Source organism: Arcobacter vandammei (genome assembly GCF_016106035.1).
GTDB lineage: Bacteria > Campylobacterota > Campylobacteria > Campylobacterales > Arcobacteraceae > Aliarcobacter > Aliarcobacter vandammei.
This window is the reverse complement of the sequence record NZ_JADKPZ010000001.1, coordinates 82,367-99,627: the sequence shown is the minus strand read 5'-3', so window position 1 is coordinate 99,627 and position 17,261 is coordinate 82,367. Positions and strand designations below refer to the sequence as shown.

The 17,261-nt window shown below is 27.5% G+C and carries 13 protein-coding genes; all 13 read left to right on the top strand.

Translation table 11 applies throughout. From position 1 onward, the window contains the following. Positions 1-204 precede the first annotated feature (204 nt). The 13 genes from IQC44_RS00555 to IQC44_RS00495 all read left to right on the top strand — a co-directional run bounded on the left by IQC44_RS00555 (position 205) and on the right by IQC44_RS00495 (position 17,236). The gene (locus tag IQC44_RS00555; RefSeq protein ID WP_198304247.1) at positions 205-900 is read left to right on the top strand and encodes a hypothetical protein; all 696 of its coding nucleotides are present in this window, start codon (positions 205-207) and stop codon (positions 898-900) included. Between the two features lie 381 nt (positions 901-1,281). Next, complete coding sequence (locus IQC44_RS00550) at positions 1,282-2,022, top strand: hypothetical protein (protein WP_198304246.1); 741 nt, start codon at positions 1,282-1,284, stop codon at positions 2,020-2,022. A 1-nt stretch (position 2,023) separates the two neighbouring features. Next, a complete protein-coding gene (locus IQC44_RS00545; RefSeq protein ID WP_198304245.1) occupies positions 2,024-2,746 on the top strand; it encodes a hypothetical protein in 723 nt (240 codons plus the stop codon). Continuing rightward, positions 2,743-3,528: a hypothetical protein gene (locus tag IQC44_RS00540; RefSeq protein WP_198304244.1), complete on the top strand. Its 786-nt coding sequence runs from the start codon at positions 2,743-2,745 to the stop codon at positions 3,526-3,528. Before IQC44_RS00545 ends, IQC44_RS00540 begins: the two co-directional genes overlap by 4 nt. Further along, a complete protein-coding gene (locus IQC44_RS00535; RefSeq protein ID WP_198304243.1) occupies positions 3,525-7,076 on the top strand; it encodes a hypothetical protein in 3,552 nt (1,183 codons plus the stop codon). Before IQC44_RS00540 ends, IQC44_RS00535 begins: the two co-directional genes overlap by 4 nt. A 9-nt stretch (positions 7,077-7,085) precedes the next feature. Next, the gene (locus IQC44_RS00530) at positions 7,086-8,753 is read left to right on the top strand and encodes a hypothetical protein (RefSeq protein WP_198304242.1); all 1,668 of its coding nucleotides are present in this window, start codon (positions 7,086-7,088) and stop codon (positions 8,751-8,753) included. Between the two features lie 3 nt (positions 8,754-8,756). Continuing rightward, positions 8,757-9,773, top strand: coding sequence for a hypothetical protein (locus IQC44_RS00525; RefSeq protein ID WP_198304241.1), 1,017 nt, complete (start codon positions 8,757-8,759; stop codon positions 9,771-9,773). A gap of 11 nt (positions 9,774-9,784) precedes the next feature. Next, the gene (locus tag IQC44_RS11745; RefSeq protein WP_198304240.1) at positions 9,785-11,482 is read left to right on the top strand and encodes an ATPase, T2SS/T4P/T4SS family; all 1,698 of its coding nucleotides are present in this window, start codon (positions 9,785-9,787) and stop codon (positions 11,480-11,482) included. Beyond that, positions 11,470-12,219: a hypothetical protein gene (locus IQC44_RS00515; RefSeq protein WP_198304239.1), complete on the top strand. Its 750-nt coding sequence runs from the start codon at positions 11,470-11,472 to the stop codon at positions 12,217-12,219. Before IQC44_RS11745 ends, IQC44_RS00515 begins: the two co-directional genes overlap by 13 nt. Next, positions 12,216-12,707, top strand: a complete 492-nt coding sequence (locus tag IQC44_RS00510) for a hypothetical protein (RefSeq protein WP_198304238.1) — start codon at positions 12,216-12,218, stop codon at positions 12,705-12,707. Before IQC44_RS00515 ends, IQC44_RS00510 begins: the two co-directional genes overlap by 4 nt. Next, a complete protein-coding gene (locus IQC44_RS00505) occupies positions 12,704-15,064 on the top strand; it encodes a hypothetical protein (RefSeq protein WP_198304237.1) in 2,361 nt (786 codons plus the stop codon). The genes IQC44_RS00510 and IQC44_RS00505 overlap by 4 nt, the downstream gene beginning before the upstream one ends. A gap of 10 nt (positions 15,065-15,074) precedes the next feature. After that, positions 15,075-16,151 (top strand): SH3 domain-containing protein, encoded by a 1,077-nt coding sequence (locus tag IQC44_RS00500; protein ID WP_198304236.1) that lies wholly within the window; start codon positions 15,075-15,077, stop codon positions 16,149-16,151. Positions 16,152-16,159: 8 nt separating this feature from the next. Next, complete coding sequence (locus tag IQC44_RS00495) at positions 16,160-17,236, top strand: hypothetical protein (protein WP_198304235.1); 1,077 nt, start codon at positions 16,160-16,162, stop codon at positions 17,234-17,236. The last annotated feature ends 25 nt before the right edge of the window (positions 17,237-17,261 follow it).

Below are 17,261 nucleotides of genomic sequence, written 5' to 3'. Positions count from 1 at the left end.
ACTGGGATTTATTAAAATTGTTTGGAAACTGGACTTCAGTCCAGTCTAAGACCAGCAGGGACTAAAAGTCCTTCTGTTCCGAAAATAAAATAATTATTTAAGTAAGAAATAAGAAAAAATTCTTTTATTTTATGGTAATATAACGGCATAGTAGTCTAAAAATAATGTTTGGGCTATAAATTCAAATTAAAAAAGGGGTAAGAAATGCCACAGTTGATTGCGATGATTATCATTGTTGTTGGAGCTATGATTTATATGTTCCAAACATTTGGAGGAACTGGAGATAAAATCGAAGGTATTGCACAAAAAACGAGTGTTATTACAGAGATTAATAATATAAAAACAGGATTGCAGTTTGCATCAAGAGATGGAAAAATTGCGGATAAATATGATACTGCAACTACACCACAGTATTTTAATACTTTAATTGGTTTAGCAAGAGATGGTTATTTTGCAGAAGCAATAAATGGTCAAATTAAAAATGATGATACTGGTGCTGCAAGAACTGTAAATACATTTAATCAATATTCAGCTATTTCTTTTGGAGGTAATGCAACAAATTCAGCAGATGGTAAAGGAAGTATGCTAATATCTTTAATATCAAATCAAGCAGGTGCAATTCCTGGAATTTTTGTTGATTTAAGTCGAGGTTCATTAGCTGATAATAAAGATTTTTTAGAAGCTCAAATTGCAAAAGATTTTGAAGCTATAGCACATGTTGATAGATTGGCTAGCGTTGCTACTGCTGGGGCTACTTTCTCTTCTGGGGCTTTAAGAACAACTGGTACAGAGGCAATGAAAAGAGTACCTGTTGCTGCAACAGGAGGTAAGGAAGATGATGGTATGTTTGCTATTTATTTTTATGATTTTGGGACATCTCAGCTTGTTCAAGATAAATAATTCTTATAGTTTTAAATACTTAGGCAAAATGCCTAAGTGTTTTTTTATTCTTTAAATTTAAAATAAAAATTAAGTTCTAAATTTTAGAATTTAGTTTTTGTTTTGTGGGCTTTAAGGTTTACTTACAAATTGTATTTTCGGAACTGAGACTTTAGTCTCAGCCTAATTAAAGATAGTTTTTTAAAGGTTCTTTTAGCTGAGGTTCTTATGGCTTTGCCATTCTCTTTGAGAAAACCTCAGTTCCGAAGAAGTTATTTTTGAATGTCTTAGGTTATTGTGGCTCTGCCACTCTCTTTGAGAAAAACTAAGTTCTATTTATAGGATTTAGTTTTTGTTTTCTATATTTGGTACTTTTAGGAGTTGTGAAAGAAAGGAGTTTTTGTGATAGGTAAAATATTTATATCATCTGCTTTACTAATCTCTTTTATGTTTCTAGCTTCTAGTATTTCAAACTCAAAATCAAATATCAAAGAAGCAAAAGAGATACAAGAGCAGTATGAAATAATCAAAGATATAAAAACTCTAATAGCAAAACAGTACAATATAAGCCCAGAAAATATCACAAAAAATGATATTATTGCTCATCTGCCAAAAGGTGAAAATTGGGAAAAAATCTTACTTCTTGACAGACAAGATACAAATAAAAAGCTTGTAGATGATAATGCAAATATTGTAATAAGTGAAGATGAAAAGATAAAACTTTTGGCTTTGAAAGCTAAGTTAAGAGATAATTTCTCAAGCTTTGAAACTAAAAATAATACTTTGAATATAGATGTAGCATCTACGCTGAAAAATAGTATAGATTATGAGAAGACTGTTGATAAAAGTGTTGAAAATGCTGTTTCTTATTTATATTCTCAAATTTTAGCAACAATAAACGACGAATCAAAAAATGATTCAACTGTTGAAATAGCTGTAAATACTTTTTTGACAAATTTTAAAACTGCTTTAGAAGAAAAAGATAAGACAAAAAATATTTATATTCCATTTGATGATATAAAACTTGACTTAACTGATACAGAAAAAATTGAGTATTTTAAAGAGAAGATAAGAGAGAGAGTTGAGAAAAATAGTGTTGGATATGAGCAAAGAGCAGTTAAGTTTTTGAAAGGAAATTTATAATATGAAAAAAATTGTTTTAATACTTTTATCTTTAAATATTTTTTTATTTTCAGAAACATTTTCTGAAAAACAGACTATTTTAAATGAAATTCAAGAACAAATAGCTTATGAAGAGAGTGTCGCAAATGCTTATGAAGAGTATATTTTAATATTTTACAAAATCCCAACTTTAGTTGATACAAACTTTTCAAAATTAATTCAAACAAAAAATGCAAGTTCTAGTGTAGCAGTAGCAAATCAAGGATTAAATACAAATTTGAATTTAGATTATGGAATAAAATCTACTACAACAGATGAGTATAAAAAAATATATGAAAGTAATATGTATAGAGATAGAACTTTTGTAGTGCAAGGTAAAGTCCATTTTACTTTGGAAAGTGCTTTTGCTAAACATATTGTAAGTTTATTAGGATTAAAAAACTTAAATTCTATTCAAGAGTGTCCAAGCATTATTAATTCAGCTACTACTTGTCGTGAGAATAACACAATTTATATAGATGTAAAAGAGAGAAAACTTGATACTTTTACAAATGAACAAAGACCAAATAATTTTACCGTAGCTTATACTATTGAAAATTTTGAAAATGGTCCTTATATAGTATCTACTACAACAAATATTGCTGATGAGAAAGTGTTTTCTATAATTAAAAATGGTGTATTAATCTATGATAAAGAGGGAGATAAATTTGTAAAAACCACTGAAGGTGTAAAGGCATTACAATGATGAAAAAGGTTTTTATTTTACTCATATTTTTTATCTCTTCTTTTGCAAATGAAAGTTTAATTTTACAAAAACAGAATGTTTTAAATATTCAAAATATTATAGAAATAGAAGAGGCAATAGCGAGAAATTATGAAAAATATCTTTTAAATGAGTTTAAAATCCCAACTCTTGCTAATTTAAAAACAAAAAACTATTTAGGAGAGAGTTTTCTTCATAAAAATAGTTTTGGAGATGAGATCGATTTTTTTACTACAAATGAACTAAAACTAAAATTTGCTATAAAAAAAGCACAATATATAGCAAAAGACAAAGCAACTGGCGAAGATAACTACATAGTACAGTTATATAAAAGAGATTTATATAGAGATTTTACAACAATTTATATAGATGATAACGATAGAAAAAATTCAACATTTACAAACTCATATGTTGAATTTAGATTAAAATCAAAAGAAGCACAAAATATTTATAATATCTTAAAAAGTGGTGCAACAATAATCAAAAAATCAATAAATCAAACTTGTGGAAATAGTGAAAATGGTAAATATTGTGTTGAACCAAAAAACCTAAATGTTATAAAATATATGATAGGTAGTGATTTTATAGCTTATAATTTAAGAGATTTCGAGCAAGGTGATGTAACTGTTAGTAATGTAGAGAGTACATTTTTAGATATTTCTAAAGCAAATAATAAATTAAAAAATCTAAGAGTTGGAGCATATATTTTTGGAAAAGAGAAAAGACATATTAGACTTAATAATGAGATAAAGGAAGTAAAATGAGAATAGTTCTAGCTTTTATTTTATGCTTTAATTTTGCTTTTTCTTCAAACTTACCAAAAGAACATATTTTAAATAATATAAAATCTTTGATACAAAAAGAGGAATTTTTATCTCTTGCGATTAATAGATATATTGTGGAAAATGGTAAATTACCAAAAAAGGATGGAGTTCTTGACTGGAAAATACTAGAAGATGGAAAATACTTAGTAAATTTTGATAAAAAATCTCCTTTTCTAAATAAAGATTTGATTGTAAGTTTTGATGCAAATAACAATATCTTTATACAAGGAATAGTTTTAGTTGATGCAGATTTTAATTCTGATTTAAAATATGCTTACAATATCTATACAGATTCTATTTTTAGAGTAAATACTGTTGCTCCTTCAAACAACAGTAATACAAATACACTAAAAGCAAATCTTACAAAAGGGACTCAAGTAGCTTATTCAAATATCCAGAAAAATATAGTTGAAAAATTAAATAATGGTGATTTAATTCTTCTTTCAAATAAAAAATGTACAGATACAAATAAATATTTTTATGAGTTAAAAGGAAAAGATTTAGTTTATAAATATTGCAAAGCAAATGTAAATACAGGAATACCAACACATATAGATGTTTACCAAAAAGCTCCTTTGTATTTGGAAGATGCTAGTGATTTAAGAATTATTAGAGGTAATATTGGGGATAGAGCTTATGTAAAACTAGATAATGGCTCTTGGGAAGAGTACTATTTTGATAGTGAAACAGAGTCTGGTTGGGTTAGTATTTTTACAGGAAAAGCAGCAGGTGGGAATAGTAATAGTGATCAAGATTTATCAGAGCAAATGATAAACTATATTCCACAAGGAAAAGATTTGATTATTAGAACTTTTGGTGGATGTTACTTGGCTTATGGAGATGTTTTTTGTTGGGGAGATAATAAATATAAAAAAGCAGGAATAGAGAGCTATGGGCAACTTGATACAAGTTTGAAACCAGATTTTATAAACACTCCTGTTATGCTAAAAGTTGCATTGGAAAATCCTGTTTCTAGTAGCGGAGATAGTTTAGATATTATAAGTAAATCTTGGTATAACTCAATATATAGAGTAAAATTTGAGAAAATTGGAATGAATAGTAAAAATGTTTGTGGAGTTTCTCCTATTTTTACTGAAGAAAAATTAGGAAAAACTACAAAGATTGGTGGAGATTTATATTGTAATGGACTTTTGGATTGGAACTATTTTGAAAAACCATATAGTTCAAAACCAAATAGTGAAACTACAACTTCAATTTTAAGTAAGCATAAGTTTTTTGCACAAGATAAAGGTGAAGTAGCTAGTAATAAAAACCCAATATTTTTAACAGATATTGCAATGCTTGAAGATACTACTTTGGTTCTTGGACATAAGAGTGATGTAGGGAGAAAAGATTTATATGTGTTTGGTAAAAATACAAAAGGTGCTTTGGGAATAAACTCTAATGACGAAAATATAACAGAAACTACACCTGTACAGATAAATATAGCAAGTAATGGATTGCAAGATATAAATTTTAAGCAAATAGTAGCCACAAGAGATGCAAAAATGTTTGGGGCTTTGGATAATGACAACTATTTTTATATTTGGGGAGAGACACCAAAAGGTACTTTATATAAACCAACACAAATAAGTAGTACTAAATATCAAGAAGATATACAAGTACAAAGTAGAACTTTTGTGCTAAAAGAAGCAAATGTAAATGGTAAGTTTGTATATATAAATAGTAATAATGGTTTGAGTGATTTTACAAAAAATTCAGAAGATGAAATTGAAGTTATTGTATATTATGATAATAAAACACCATATATAAACCAAAAGAGTGAGTTAAAAGAACTTAGTAGTCAAAATAACTTTTTAAAATGTAAAACAATGAGTGGTGGTAATTGTGGTAGTGATGAAAATAAGCTTTTTACAGACTCTTTAGCTTATTTAAATAGATTAGAAACTGGTCAAAATAGTGATGGAGAAGATATAACTAGTGCTAGTTTTACTAATATTGGGGTGTTTAAATCACATTTAGATAATCAAATAGATTATGGGGTTGATAGTTTTGAGGACTTTGAAAGTTCAGAAAATGGTTGGAAATATTTAGATAAAAGTGGTAGTACGCAAACTGCAATAACACAAAACAAAGTAGATAATTCATATGTACTAGGATTATTTGGTAAAAATAATACAGATACTGTTACATGGAATCCTCCTAAACAAAGCCTCTTTAAAGAGTATAGTTTAGGCAGTTCTTTTGCAAACCAAAATGTAAAAATCTCTTTTGATATGTTTGCAATAGGAAGCTGGGATGCAGATAATCCTAGTTATACAGGTATAGATAGCTTTTTTATATTTATAAATGATAATTTAGTAAGAAGTGATATGTTTGGAGATTATCAGGTAAATGGAACTTGGGTTACAAAAGATACCCATCAAGGAACATCAATAACAGTTGATGTAAATTCAAATTATAATTATGGTAAAAAACATTATTATGAACTTACAACCAAAGCCGATAACAATGGAAAGATTAAGTTAGGTTTTGGAGCTATGTTTAATGATGATGTTAATGATGAATTTTATGCTATAGATAATGTAAGAATAAGTAAGAAAATAGATAATACACTATTTATAAATGGTGAATATATAGAAGATTTTGAAAATAATAAATATGATTCTTGGATTATTCCTAGAGGACCTATTCAAAGTGATAGTAGTTATAAAGATATATATAAGACATATCCAATATTTGATGGTGGAATTAATAGTAAATTTTTAGGTAGATTTGGAAGAGTCCAAGGTCAATACACATATTTTGGTGGAAATGAGGGAAATGAGCAAGTATATAAAGTGTTTAGCTTTGGAAGTAATTATGCTGGTAAAAAAGTAAAATTAACTTTTGATGCATACATAATTGATAACTGGAAGTTTAATTCTTATCAATACTCTGATGACAACGATGCTCTATACTTATTTATTAATGAGATTAAAGAGACAATTTATGATGCAAGAAATCATGCAAGTTATAATAATAAAACAGAAATTACAATTCCAAATACAGCTTCAAAAAAAGATTTAAAAGTAAAAGTTGAAAGAGAAGTTATACTTGATGAATACGGAAATGTAAAAATAGGATTTGGAGCATTTAATAGATATAATGATAGGCATGTTGAGTCAAGTACTTCTAACAATATGATGTCTTGGGGAATAGATAATATAAAATTTGAATACACTACAAATTCTAGTGGTGGTTCTGGAGGTTCATCATCTTCAGAACAACCTTTCATCTGTGCAAAAACAGGTATTGGAGTAAAATCCCAACTATATTGTTGGGGAAATGTAGGAAGAAGTTTACCAATACTAAATACAGGTTTATATGATATAAGTAAAATACCAAGTGTGAATAAACTGTTTATAACACAAGAGAGTGAAAATATGAACCAAATGGCTTATGATAATTATAACAATGCTGGTAATTTATTTTTAAAATACCCAACATATATAAGTGGATTTGATTATGATTTTAAGTTTAAATAAGGAAGAGATTTGAGAGAGTTTAAGAGTTTAATTACAATATCTACAGCTATATTACTATTTTCTGGTTGTAGCCCAAAAAGTTTTCATGAAGATATGATAGAGAATACAAAAAAATCTTTGGATAAAAAAGATTATTCAGGAATACAAAAATCATATTCCAATAGCTTAGTAGATGAGGTAGATATACAAAAATCTTATATTTCTGTAATAGATGATAAATCTTTAGGTGATATTTTAAAAGAGCTTGAAATGATAGATGGAAATATATATTTTCTAAAAAGTAGTGATATTTTAGTTCCAAAAAGTAGAATAAAACTCTCTAGCTTTGAGGACTTAAATAACTATTTAAATGCTGTTTTAGATAAATCTCTTACGGTTGAACAAAATGGACAGATGTATTTAGTAAAAATATTAAATTCAAGTGAAAGAAAAAAAAGATCAATAAAATCAATTCCATTTAATCTTGACGGGCAAATTAGTGTTGAAGAGTTAATAAGGCTTATAACTGTTGAGAGTGGTTATGAGGTAAATATTGGAAGTTTTATTGAAAATAGAGATGATTTCCAAAATAGTATAGTTCAAATTAGCTCAAGAGATTTACAAGATGCTTTAAACTCACTAGCTCAATCAAAAGATGTTTATGTAGATATTGATTATGATAAAGAGGCTATAAATATAAGCAGGTATAAAGATGTGGTTATTGAGCTTAATATCCCACTACTTGATATGAGTTCATCTAGCCAAACTTCAAATCAAGAGACAAGTGGAGGAGAGAGTAAAATAGAGAATAAATCTTCTATTGTTTTATACGAAGAGCTTGATAAAATGCTAAAAAATATAATCTCAACAGATAAAATTTCATCTTATCATATAGATAAAGCAAGTGGGCTTATATTTCTAAAATCTACAAAAAGTATAGAAAATGCAGTAAGAACTTTAGCAAAAGCATATGAAGCTAGTTTTGCGAAAGAGGCTATTATTGAGTTTGAGAGAATTGAAGTATTATTAAATAAAAGCAGAAGTTTTGGTATTTTAGGAGCTGATTTTGCTAGAACAGGAGATGGAACTTCTTGGAATGTTGGACCTCTTGCAGTTGAAGATACTGGAGCTTTAGGCTTTGAAACTGTAAATGCTGCTAGAACTTTAAGAATGCTTGCTGATTCAAAAAATGAAATAGGAAAAATGCTAAATTATAGTAAAAATATGATAGTTTTGAAGAATAATATTCCTACAGTTCAAGCAATTACAGATAATACTGATTATGTTGAAAAGATAGAGACAACAAGAGATGCAGATACAAAAGAGAGAACTTCTGATGTTACAGTTAATACTTTAAAAGAGGGAACTTCTATTACAGCTATGGCAAAAATATCAAGAGATAAAATATTTTTAAATATAGCACCAACAATTAAAAAATTAATCTCATTTAAAGAGGTAAGTGTAGATGGAACAACAATTCAACTTCCACAATACAATGACCAAAGTTATAATGTATCAAAAGAGGTTAAATTAGGTGAAACTTCTATTGTAGGTTCTATAATAGTGCATGATGATGCAAAACTTTATAATGGAATAGTTCCAATAGAGAGTTTTGCTATTGGTGGAACAGATTCCAAATCGTATGTTAGAAGAGAAATTGTTTATGTGATTACTCTAAAAGAGATAAAAGGTTTCTAAAATATGCAACTATTTGCCGACCCGTATGAGCAGTTTTTACTAGATTATCTTGTTACAAAACTTGAAAATGGTTCAAATACTAGAAGAGCTTTATTGCTTTATAGTGAACAAATAAGTAAAGAGACAAAATTTAAAAAAAGACTTCTTGCTGCAATTAAAGATATGGAAATTGGGAAACAAAATCTTGAGGGAATTTTATTTAAACATAAGTTTTTAAATAGCTTTCAGTTTTCATTGGTTGTAAATAGTACAAGTACACTTGATGGTTTAAAATTGGTTTTATCTTTTAAAAAAGCGAATTCAAATTTAATAGCAAAAATGATAAATCCTATTTTTGTCCCTTTGATTATTATTATAGGAACATTTTTTGGGCTTATAAAATATCTCGATATTTTACAATTAGATTTAATACTTTTAAGAAAATTAAATCCAGATGTTGAGCAGTTTTTAGGAATACCTGGTTATTTTACTTATGATGTTGCTTATATTGGTTTAGCTATATCTATTTTTGTTACAGCTTTTATCTTTTTTGGATATTTATATACTGAAAAATATAAGCCAGGGTGGTTGTATAAAGTTTTTAAAACTCAAGCATATTCAGATGGAAGATTTTTATTTAGAATTTTAAATGGAATGCTTAGTGCTGGTATTTCATTTCATAAAACCTCTTTGATTTTATCTAAAGATTATTTCAAAGAGGGTTTAAGACCATTTTTTAGAGATTTAGCGGTGATGATAAATAAAAATAAAAAACTTTATGTGATGTTTGAAGAGTACAATTTCCCACCACTTATAACAGCTGATATAAAACTATCAGAACTTAGTAAAACAAGTTTTTCTGAAGTTACAAAAGCGCTATATCAAACTTGTGATACTATGTATGAAAAGCAGATAGATTATATGGTTTTACAGTGGAAGTTTCTGTTTTGGATGATAGCTATGCTAGTTACCGTTGTTGTTGGTTCTGATATTATTAACCTTGTTATTAGTACCTTTACATTTAAAACTTTATATCAATAGGAGGCTTAATAGTGTTTAATAAATTTTCAATGCAACTAAAAAAGCCAGAATTTAAATTTCTAAAAAATAGCAAAAAGTTTGAGTTTAATAAAGAATCTTTTGAGAAGTTATTTAAAGAGTTTGATTATAAAGTTTATTTAGAAAAATATAAGGGTAAATTTAAACATCTTATAGGTGCTGATCAAGATAATACAAATCATTTAGCAGAAATGATTGAAACTATGATACAGAACAAATATAATTTAAAAGGTGGTTTTTCTGATTTAATAGCAAATGAAGCTAAATATGAAAGTTTTGTAAGAAGTTTAGGTTATGACTATTTTGATAGTTATAGTGAACTTCTTAAATATTATAAAGATACTTCAAGCTTTTTGGACGATAAGAAACAAGAACTTTGTGCAAATATGTATATTATCACACTTGAAGATATAAAAAATAAAAATAAAGTTCTAGGAATTAGAGATGTTGTAAACTTAGATTTTGAGGTATTAAGTAAGTTCTATTTTACAAAAATAGTTGTTCTAGGAGAGGGTGTTTTATCTTCAGTATTTGGAGAAGATAGAGAAATTATTTTTAACTCAACTGCTGATGTTGAAAATGATGAAGAGATAAATAAATATTTTGATAAGTTAATGGGACAAGCTATTCTTTTAGGAGCTTCTGATATACATATTCAAAAAACTAGCCGTTATGCTTCATTGTGGTTTAGAATAGATGGTATAAAAGTAGATATGGGAACTATGCCAATAGCTATTGCAAAAACAATCAAAAGAAGACTTGTAACAATGGCTGACCAAGAAGATAGTGATTATGAGTCGATAAATGGGGTTATTAACTACGATTATGCTAAGAAAAATATCAAATTTAGGATTGGATTAATAAATTCAAAACTAAACTTCTCTTTGGTTATGAGGATGATTGGTGGAAAAGGTGTAGTTTCTCATAATCTTTCAGGTCTTAACTACCCTGAAGAGACTGTAAGAATATTAAATAACCTTTCAAAATATGCAAATGGAATGATTCTTATCACAGGACAAGTTGGAAGTGGTAAAACTCACTTAATGTATGCCTTACTTCAACAACTTGCAAAACAACAACAGTATGTTATTACTATTGAAGACCCTGTTGAGTATGTTGATGAGAGTTTCTTCCAAATTGATTTATCTGAGTTTGCAAGTGCTAGTGAAGAGTTTAAATATGGTTATCCTGAAGCAGTTGTTGATATTTTAAGACAAGATTCAAATATTATTCTAATTGGAGAGACAAGAGAGCCTCAAACAGCAGCTCAACTTGTAAATGCTTCTAACTTAGGACAGCTTGTATTTTCAACAATGCATACCAACTCAGCACCTGCAACGGTTTCTAGGATGACAAGCTCATTAGGAATTAATGAAGGGGATATTGTAGATAACTTAAGAGGAATTGTTTCTCAAAGATTAGTTAGAAAACTTTGTAAGTTTTGTAGTGTTCCTGATGATAAGGGTGGATATAAAAAAGTTGGTTGTGATGAGTGTGGACATACAGGATTTAAAGGAAGAGTTCCAATAGCAGAAGTTGTAAGATTTAAACTAGGGCATGGTGGAGATTTTGAAAATCCTGCTGAGTATATGACTGTTGAAAAAGCCGCAATGGCTCAATATCATGCTGGGTTTATAACTCATGAAGATGCAACAGCAATTATTAGAGGGGAAGAAGTATGGTACGACTAGCAATTACTGATTTTGCCACAAAAGAAGAGAGTGATTATTTCTATGTAAATGAGGAGTATGAAACTTCTCAAAATATGTTTACATATAGTGCTTTTAAGAAATATAGTGCATATTTACCAAAAGAGGATACTAGTAAGTTTTACTCTTTAAACTTATTGTCAAAAAAATATTTGGATAGAAATCAGTTTTTAATTCATATAGCAGATGAAGAGTTTGTAATTTTGTTTAACCATAAAACAATTTATAGTGCAAAGATAAATCCAAATTTTATAACTGATGATATGATAAAATCTATACTTATCTCAAAACATATAACAATGCTTAGTAGTGGAGGGGAGTTAGATAAATTTTATTATGTGATTAACTCAAAATTTAGAGCAGCTCTTGAAGTAATTTTAAAACAAAATATAAAAAATGAGAAAAGGGAGATAATAGCTCAATCTTTAGGAGATATTGAAGAGTTAGTTTTACCTTTAAAAGATTTAGATACCCAACAATCTCATATTACAAAATTGTCAATATTGGCTGTTCTTCTTGGAGGTAGTTTTTGGCTTAGCTTTTTTGGGCTTGATATGATAAAAGATAAGTATTTACAAATAGAACCTTTAGAGCCTTTAAAACAAGAGCTTACTTTTGAGGATAGCTTTAAAGCAAGACAAGAGAGAAGTTTAAATGAGGTGCAGATGGAGTACAATAAACTTACCGATTGTATCACTTATAAAGAGGATTTAAAATGATAAGTATAAGCAATAACTCTTTAAAAAAAATAGCTAAATATGTAGTTGTAGCTATTGTTGCTTACTCTGTTTATTTTATGGCTTCAACAGTTGCTGAATATTACCAAGCTTACAAAGATAAAGAGAAACTAACAAATGAGTTGCAAATAAAAAGAGATGAAACAACAGCTATAAAACAAAAAATAAACTCTTTAAAAGATAAGATAAAAGTAGTTCAAGAGTCTTATATAAAAGAGGATGAATTAAGAACCAGAGTTAGTGAGATTTTTGATAGAGTATCTTTGATTGATTATCAACTTAAACTTTTAGATGTAAAAAATGAGTGCATAGATAGACATATTCTTGTAGCAAAACTTTATGCAAAGAGTGAAAATGGTTATAAAGCAGGAGAGGGAATTTTTAACTATTTAGGTGAAACTATAAGAAGTGAACAAGATGAAAACCTGTATTTTATAAACTACATATCAAGACCAAGGGAGATTAAATGAGAAATTTTTTAAAATTTTTTGTTGTTTTAGCTTTTGTAAACTTTGTGTTTGCTGCTCCTATTGTAGATGAACTTACACTTTTAAAAATAAAAAAACTTGTACAAAAAGAGGAAGATATAGCAAAAGCCTATAAAGAGTATCTTTTGAAGAATGGAAAAGTTCCTACAAAAGATAATAAACTTTCTATACAAGTTTTAATTGATGATGGTTTTTTACCAAAAGGTTTTGATACTATAAATCCTTTTGGTAAAGAAATTATTCTTGAAAGTAATAATTTTATTAAAAAATTTGATACAAATGATACAAATTTAAAAATGGCTCTAAAAGAGTATTATCTTAAATCAAAAAATAGAGAGTTTACAAATCCTTTAAAAGATAATATTGAGATAAAACTAAATAACAAAGAGAGCTTTATATTTAAAAATCAAGCTTTAATAACAAAAACAAAAGCTAATGGAAAGTTTCTTTTAGATGATAAAGGAGTTTTAAATTACTATAAAACAGATGGAAATCTGGGATACTCTTTTGATAAAGAGATAGTTTTATCAAAAGATGTACATATTTATGATAAAACTACAAATAAATATAATGAGACTTGGGCAGATGGATTAAGCTTAACAAGTGAAATTTTAAGATTAGGAACATCTATTTTTGATAGTAATAGAGATAATAACTCAAAAGAGTATATAGTAGTAGGTCCTGGAAAAATTGCTGAAATAAATAAAGATGAAAAAGAGTATGGAAAAACTATTATTCAGTTTAATAGAAGAGCTGGTGGAATGATTGTAAATGGAGATATTTATACTTGGGGAAATAATGGAAATGCAATTGCTGGGATTGATGCAAAAAAAACATTGAGTGGCTCTTCTGATAAAAGCTATCAACTTTTTACTTCTATTGTTCCTTTTAGGGCAAAAATATATGATACAAAAACTTATGAAGCAGTAACAAATAATAATGTAAATAAGGAAAAGTGTCTAACTCCAATAGGTTCAGGTTCTATTCCTTGCAGATATACAAATACAAATTGTAGTAATCCAACAGGAAGTGGAAGTATTCTTTGTATGGATACATTAGCTGGTCAATATTATTCAGAGAATTATTTTTCATCATCTAAAAGACCAAAGTTTATTGATTTCTTTTCATCTGTATATGTAGGGACTTGTACAGTTAGTATTGAAGGAGCTTTATATTGTAGTGGAGCAACTGCAAATGATGCAAGTGCTTTTAAAATGTATAATGATATTAGTAAAGATAGTGAAGAGATACTTTATATGAGTAAAAAATTTGATGGAAATACATTTAAAGCTAAGAAAATATTTGCAAACAACTCTATTTGGCATATTTTAGGACAAGATGGTTTAATCTATGTTTGGGGAACAGATGGCTCTGGATTTGGTGGGCAAGGTAAAAACTTAATTGGCAAACCAACAACAGGTACTTTGACTTATTCTACGGTTAAAAATACTACAAATATTATAGATATTACATATATTACATATATTGGAAAGAGAAGATTAGGAGCTTTAGATAATAAAGGAAATATTTTTATATGGGGTACAGAAGGGCTTGATAGTTGTAATATAAAATGGAAAGACAGTTCTAATAATGATGTAACATATGATTTATGTTCTCCTATAAAAATAACACTTGATAGTGCCACAATAGCACATTTTGGAGATAATAAAGGCTTACCAAATTTTGTATCTTTAAAAGGTGGAATAGATGGCTTTATTGCAAAAGATATAAATAATAATTTTTATAGAGTAAGACAAGAAGACTCTAATAAAATAAAAGTTGAAGATGTGAGAACTTTGATAAAAAACTGGAAACACAATGATAACTGGAAATATATTGAAGATGATGATAAAAATATAATATCTGCTGATTTAGCAAGGACTATTACTGATTCCACTTATTATGGAAATGGTATAGTTTGGGTAAATGGTAAAAATGAGTTAAAAGGTGATATATTTATAGATAATACACAAAAGAGTGATGCTTTATTTGTTGATTCTATTAAAAAAATAAAATGGAAACAAATAAAAGTTATAGATGAGAATAATGGTATGTGTGGAATAGATACAAATAATCAGATGTATTGTTGGGGAGAACAAGCTTATTATAGGCCAGATTCTTCAGGTTCAACAAAACAACTTGGAACTACATATATGATACCTATTTTTAATACAAATTTATATGCCTTAGATAAAGATTTTATGGTAGGAGAGGTAAGCTCTAGTTATGAACTTACAAAAATTGGATATACAAATTGGCAACCAACTAGTGGAAAAAGTTTTAATATGAAATACCCAACATATATAGGTGGATTTAATTATGAGTTTGAATTTAAATAAGAGAGAGAAAATGAGAAAAATAACTATATTAATATCAACAATTTGTTTATGTAGCACACTTTTTGCACAAAATGGTCAAACGGCACAAACAACAGAAACAATAACAAATGTAGATAAACTAGATGCTTTGGATAGACAATCTAAAGAGTTTTTCAAATCAATTACAGGTTTGGAAAAAAGCTATCTTGAAGACCAAATGCAAGAGATAAAGAACAAAAAAGATGAAGCTGAACAAAAAGGTGTAAGAAGCCAAAATACACCTCAAGCAACACAAAATGAAGTTATAATGACAGAAGAAGAGTATGAGAAAAATGTCTTCAATCATCAAAATGAGATAGCAAGAATTACAACAGATTTTACAAGAACAAGAAAAATAAAAGATTTAAAAATCAAAAGTATGTACACTTTTAATGGTAAAGATTATGCTGTTTTACTTTTAGATGATAGTGAATCATCTTCAAGAAATAAAACAAGTACAGAACTAAGCGGAAATATTGAAGGAAGATATGTAGAAGGTGATAATATTTTAGGTCTTAAAATAATAGATATAAATACTAGAACAAAAAGTATAGAGCTATATAAAAAATTAGATGAAGATACTGGTTATACTATATATTTAAGTAACCATGGAATAAATGTAAGTAATTTAGAAAAAAGAGATAAAAACGACCCAAGATATACTAAAACTGTTCCAAAAGAGCTTCCTAAAAAGGTAGAACATTATGTTGAACCAGCACCAGTTTATGCTCCAGTAAAAAGTGTAGAAAGAGTTGAGGTAAAAAAAGAACAGCCAAGTGTAAAGAAAGCTTTTGAAGATGTAAAAGATACTCCTAAATCGAGTTCAAATAAGCCTTGTTATATTGTAAATAAGAAAAATTTAAATGTAAGAGACAAAGCAGATGAAAGTGCAAGAATTTTAAGAGTTTTAAAGATAGATGATAAATTTATAATCCAACAAACAAATGGTGAGTGGCTAAATATAGATACTATTTATAAAAAAGTTTCTGGAGATGTGATGGATGTAAGTACTCAAAATAACTGGGTTCAAAATACAGACGGCTCTTTGAGTGAAGCAAACTGTAACTAGGAAAAATTTTGGAAACTACAAATAACTATAAAGAGCAAGTTTTTTCTAACATTTCAAAATTAGAAAATGAAGTTCTAATTTTAAAACAAAAGTATGAGAAATTTTTTAGTATTAGTAATATTTTTTCAAATGAAAATGGTGGGAAAACAAGACTTAATAGACAGCTTTATAACGAAAACCATGAAGATATTCAAATTTCAATTATGGAAATAAACTATATTTTAGATGAGAATTTAGGTTTTTTAAAAGATGAACTAAGAATACTTCTTGCAAAATATAATCAACTTGAAAAACTTGAATTAAATGAGTTTTTAATTGATGATAAAAACTTTTTTGAACTCTTAAATATATCATTACAAAATCAATCAATGAGTTTAGATTTAAAAAATAGATATTTAAATGACTTAAAAACAATAGTTGATTTAAAAAATAAGATACAAAATCTAAAATATTTTATTACAGTTTTTGACACTACAATTTTTGATAAACATATAAATAAATTGGGTATTGAAGAGCTAATAAACAGCTCTTTGATTTTTGAAATTATAGACTCTTATGCACTTCAATATGAAGAGCTTAAAAAGTTTGAACATGAAGTTATAAATTTTAAAAGACCTAAAGAAAAAGTAAATTCTTTAAAATCAATCGAGTACCTTTTGGAACTATATAAAAGAAAAGTAGATGGCTATTTCTATGCTGATACAAGATATAAAATCCTTTTGGAGTGGGATGTTAATCTGGATATTAAAAAGCCTATAAATTTAAATTTATCCTATGTAGAAAATATTATCTCTTATTTAATAGAACAATCATCTATGGATATTATAAAAAAAGAGTTAAAAAAAGGAAAAGTTCAGAAATTTATCTCTGTTTTAATGAATATAAATAAAGGAAAATTAGAAATTCTTGTGAAAAACAATGGTTTTGAAGTTGGGGATATATATAGCCTATTTATGCTAAATAGTGAGAATAAAAATATTATAGAGATAAAAAATCTTGTAAATCTTTTAAATGGTGAATTTAGTATAGAAGCTAAAGAGAATGAGGGAATGCAATATAGTGTTAGTATTGATATAAAACACTAAACTTTGAAGATAGATAAAAAAAAGG

What these genes read in the sequence shown, in the direction of transcription:
- IQC44_RS00555 (WP_198304247.1), top strand. Translation starts at nt 205, where the DNA reads ATGCCACAGTTGATTGCGATGATTATCATTGTTGTTGGAGCTATGATT.
- IQC44_RS00545 (WP_198304245.1), top strand. Translation starts at nt 2,024, where the DNA reads ATGAAAAAAATTGTTTTAATACTTTTATCTTTAAATATTTTTTTATTT.
- IQC44_RS00540 (WP_198304244.1), top strand. Translation starts at nt 2,743, where the DNA reads ATGATGAAAAAGGTTTTTATTTTACTCATATTTTTTATCTCTTCTTTT.
- IQC44_RS00535 (WP_198304243.1), top strand. Translation starts at nt 3,525, where the DNA reads ATGAGAATAGTTCTAGCTTTTATTTTATGCTTTAATTTTGCTTTTTCT.
- IQC44_RS00525 (WP_198304241.1), top strand. Translation starts at nt 8,757, where the DNA reads ATGCAACTATTTGCCGACCCGTATGAGCAGTTTTTACTAGATTATCTT.
- IQC44_RS00515 (WP_198304239.1), top strand. Translation starts at nt 11,470, where the DNA reads ATGGTACGACTAGCAATTACTGATTTTGCCACAAAAGAAGAGAGTGAT.
- IQC44_RS00510 (WP_198304238.1), top strand. Translation starts at nt 12,216, where the DNA reads ATGATAAGTATAAGCAATAACTCTTTAAAAAAAATAGCTAAATATGTA.
- IQC44_RS00505 (WP_198304237.1), top strand. Translation starts at nt 12,704, where the DNA reads ATGAGAAATTTTTTAAAATTTTTTGTTGTTTTAGCTTTTGTAAACTTT.
- IQC44_RS00500 (WP_198304236.1), top strand. Translation starts at nt 15,075, where the DNA reads ATGAGAAAAATAACTATATTAATATCAACAATTTGTTTATGTAGCACA.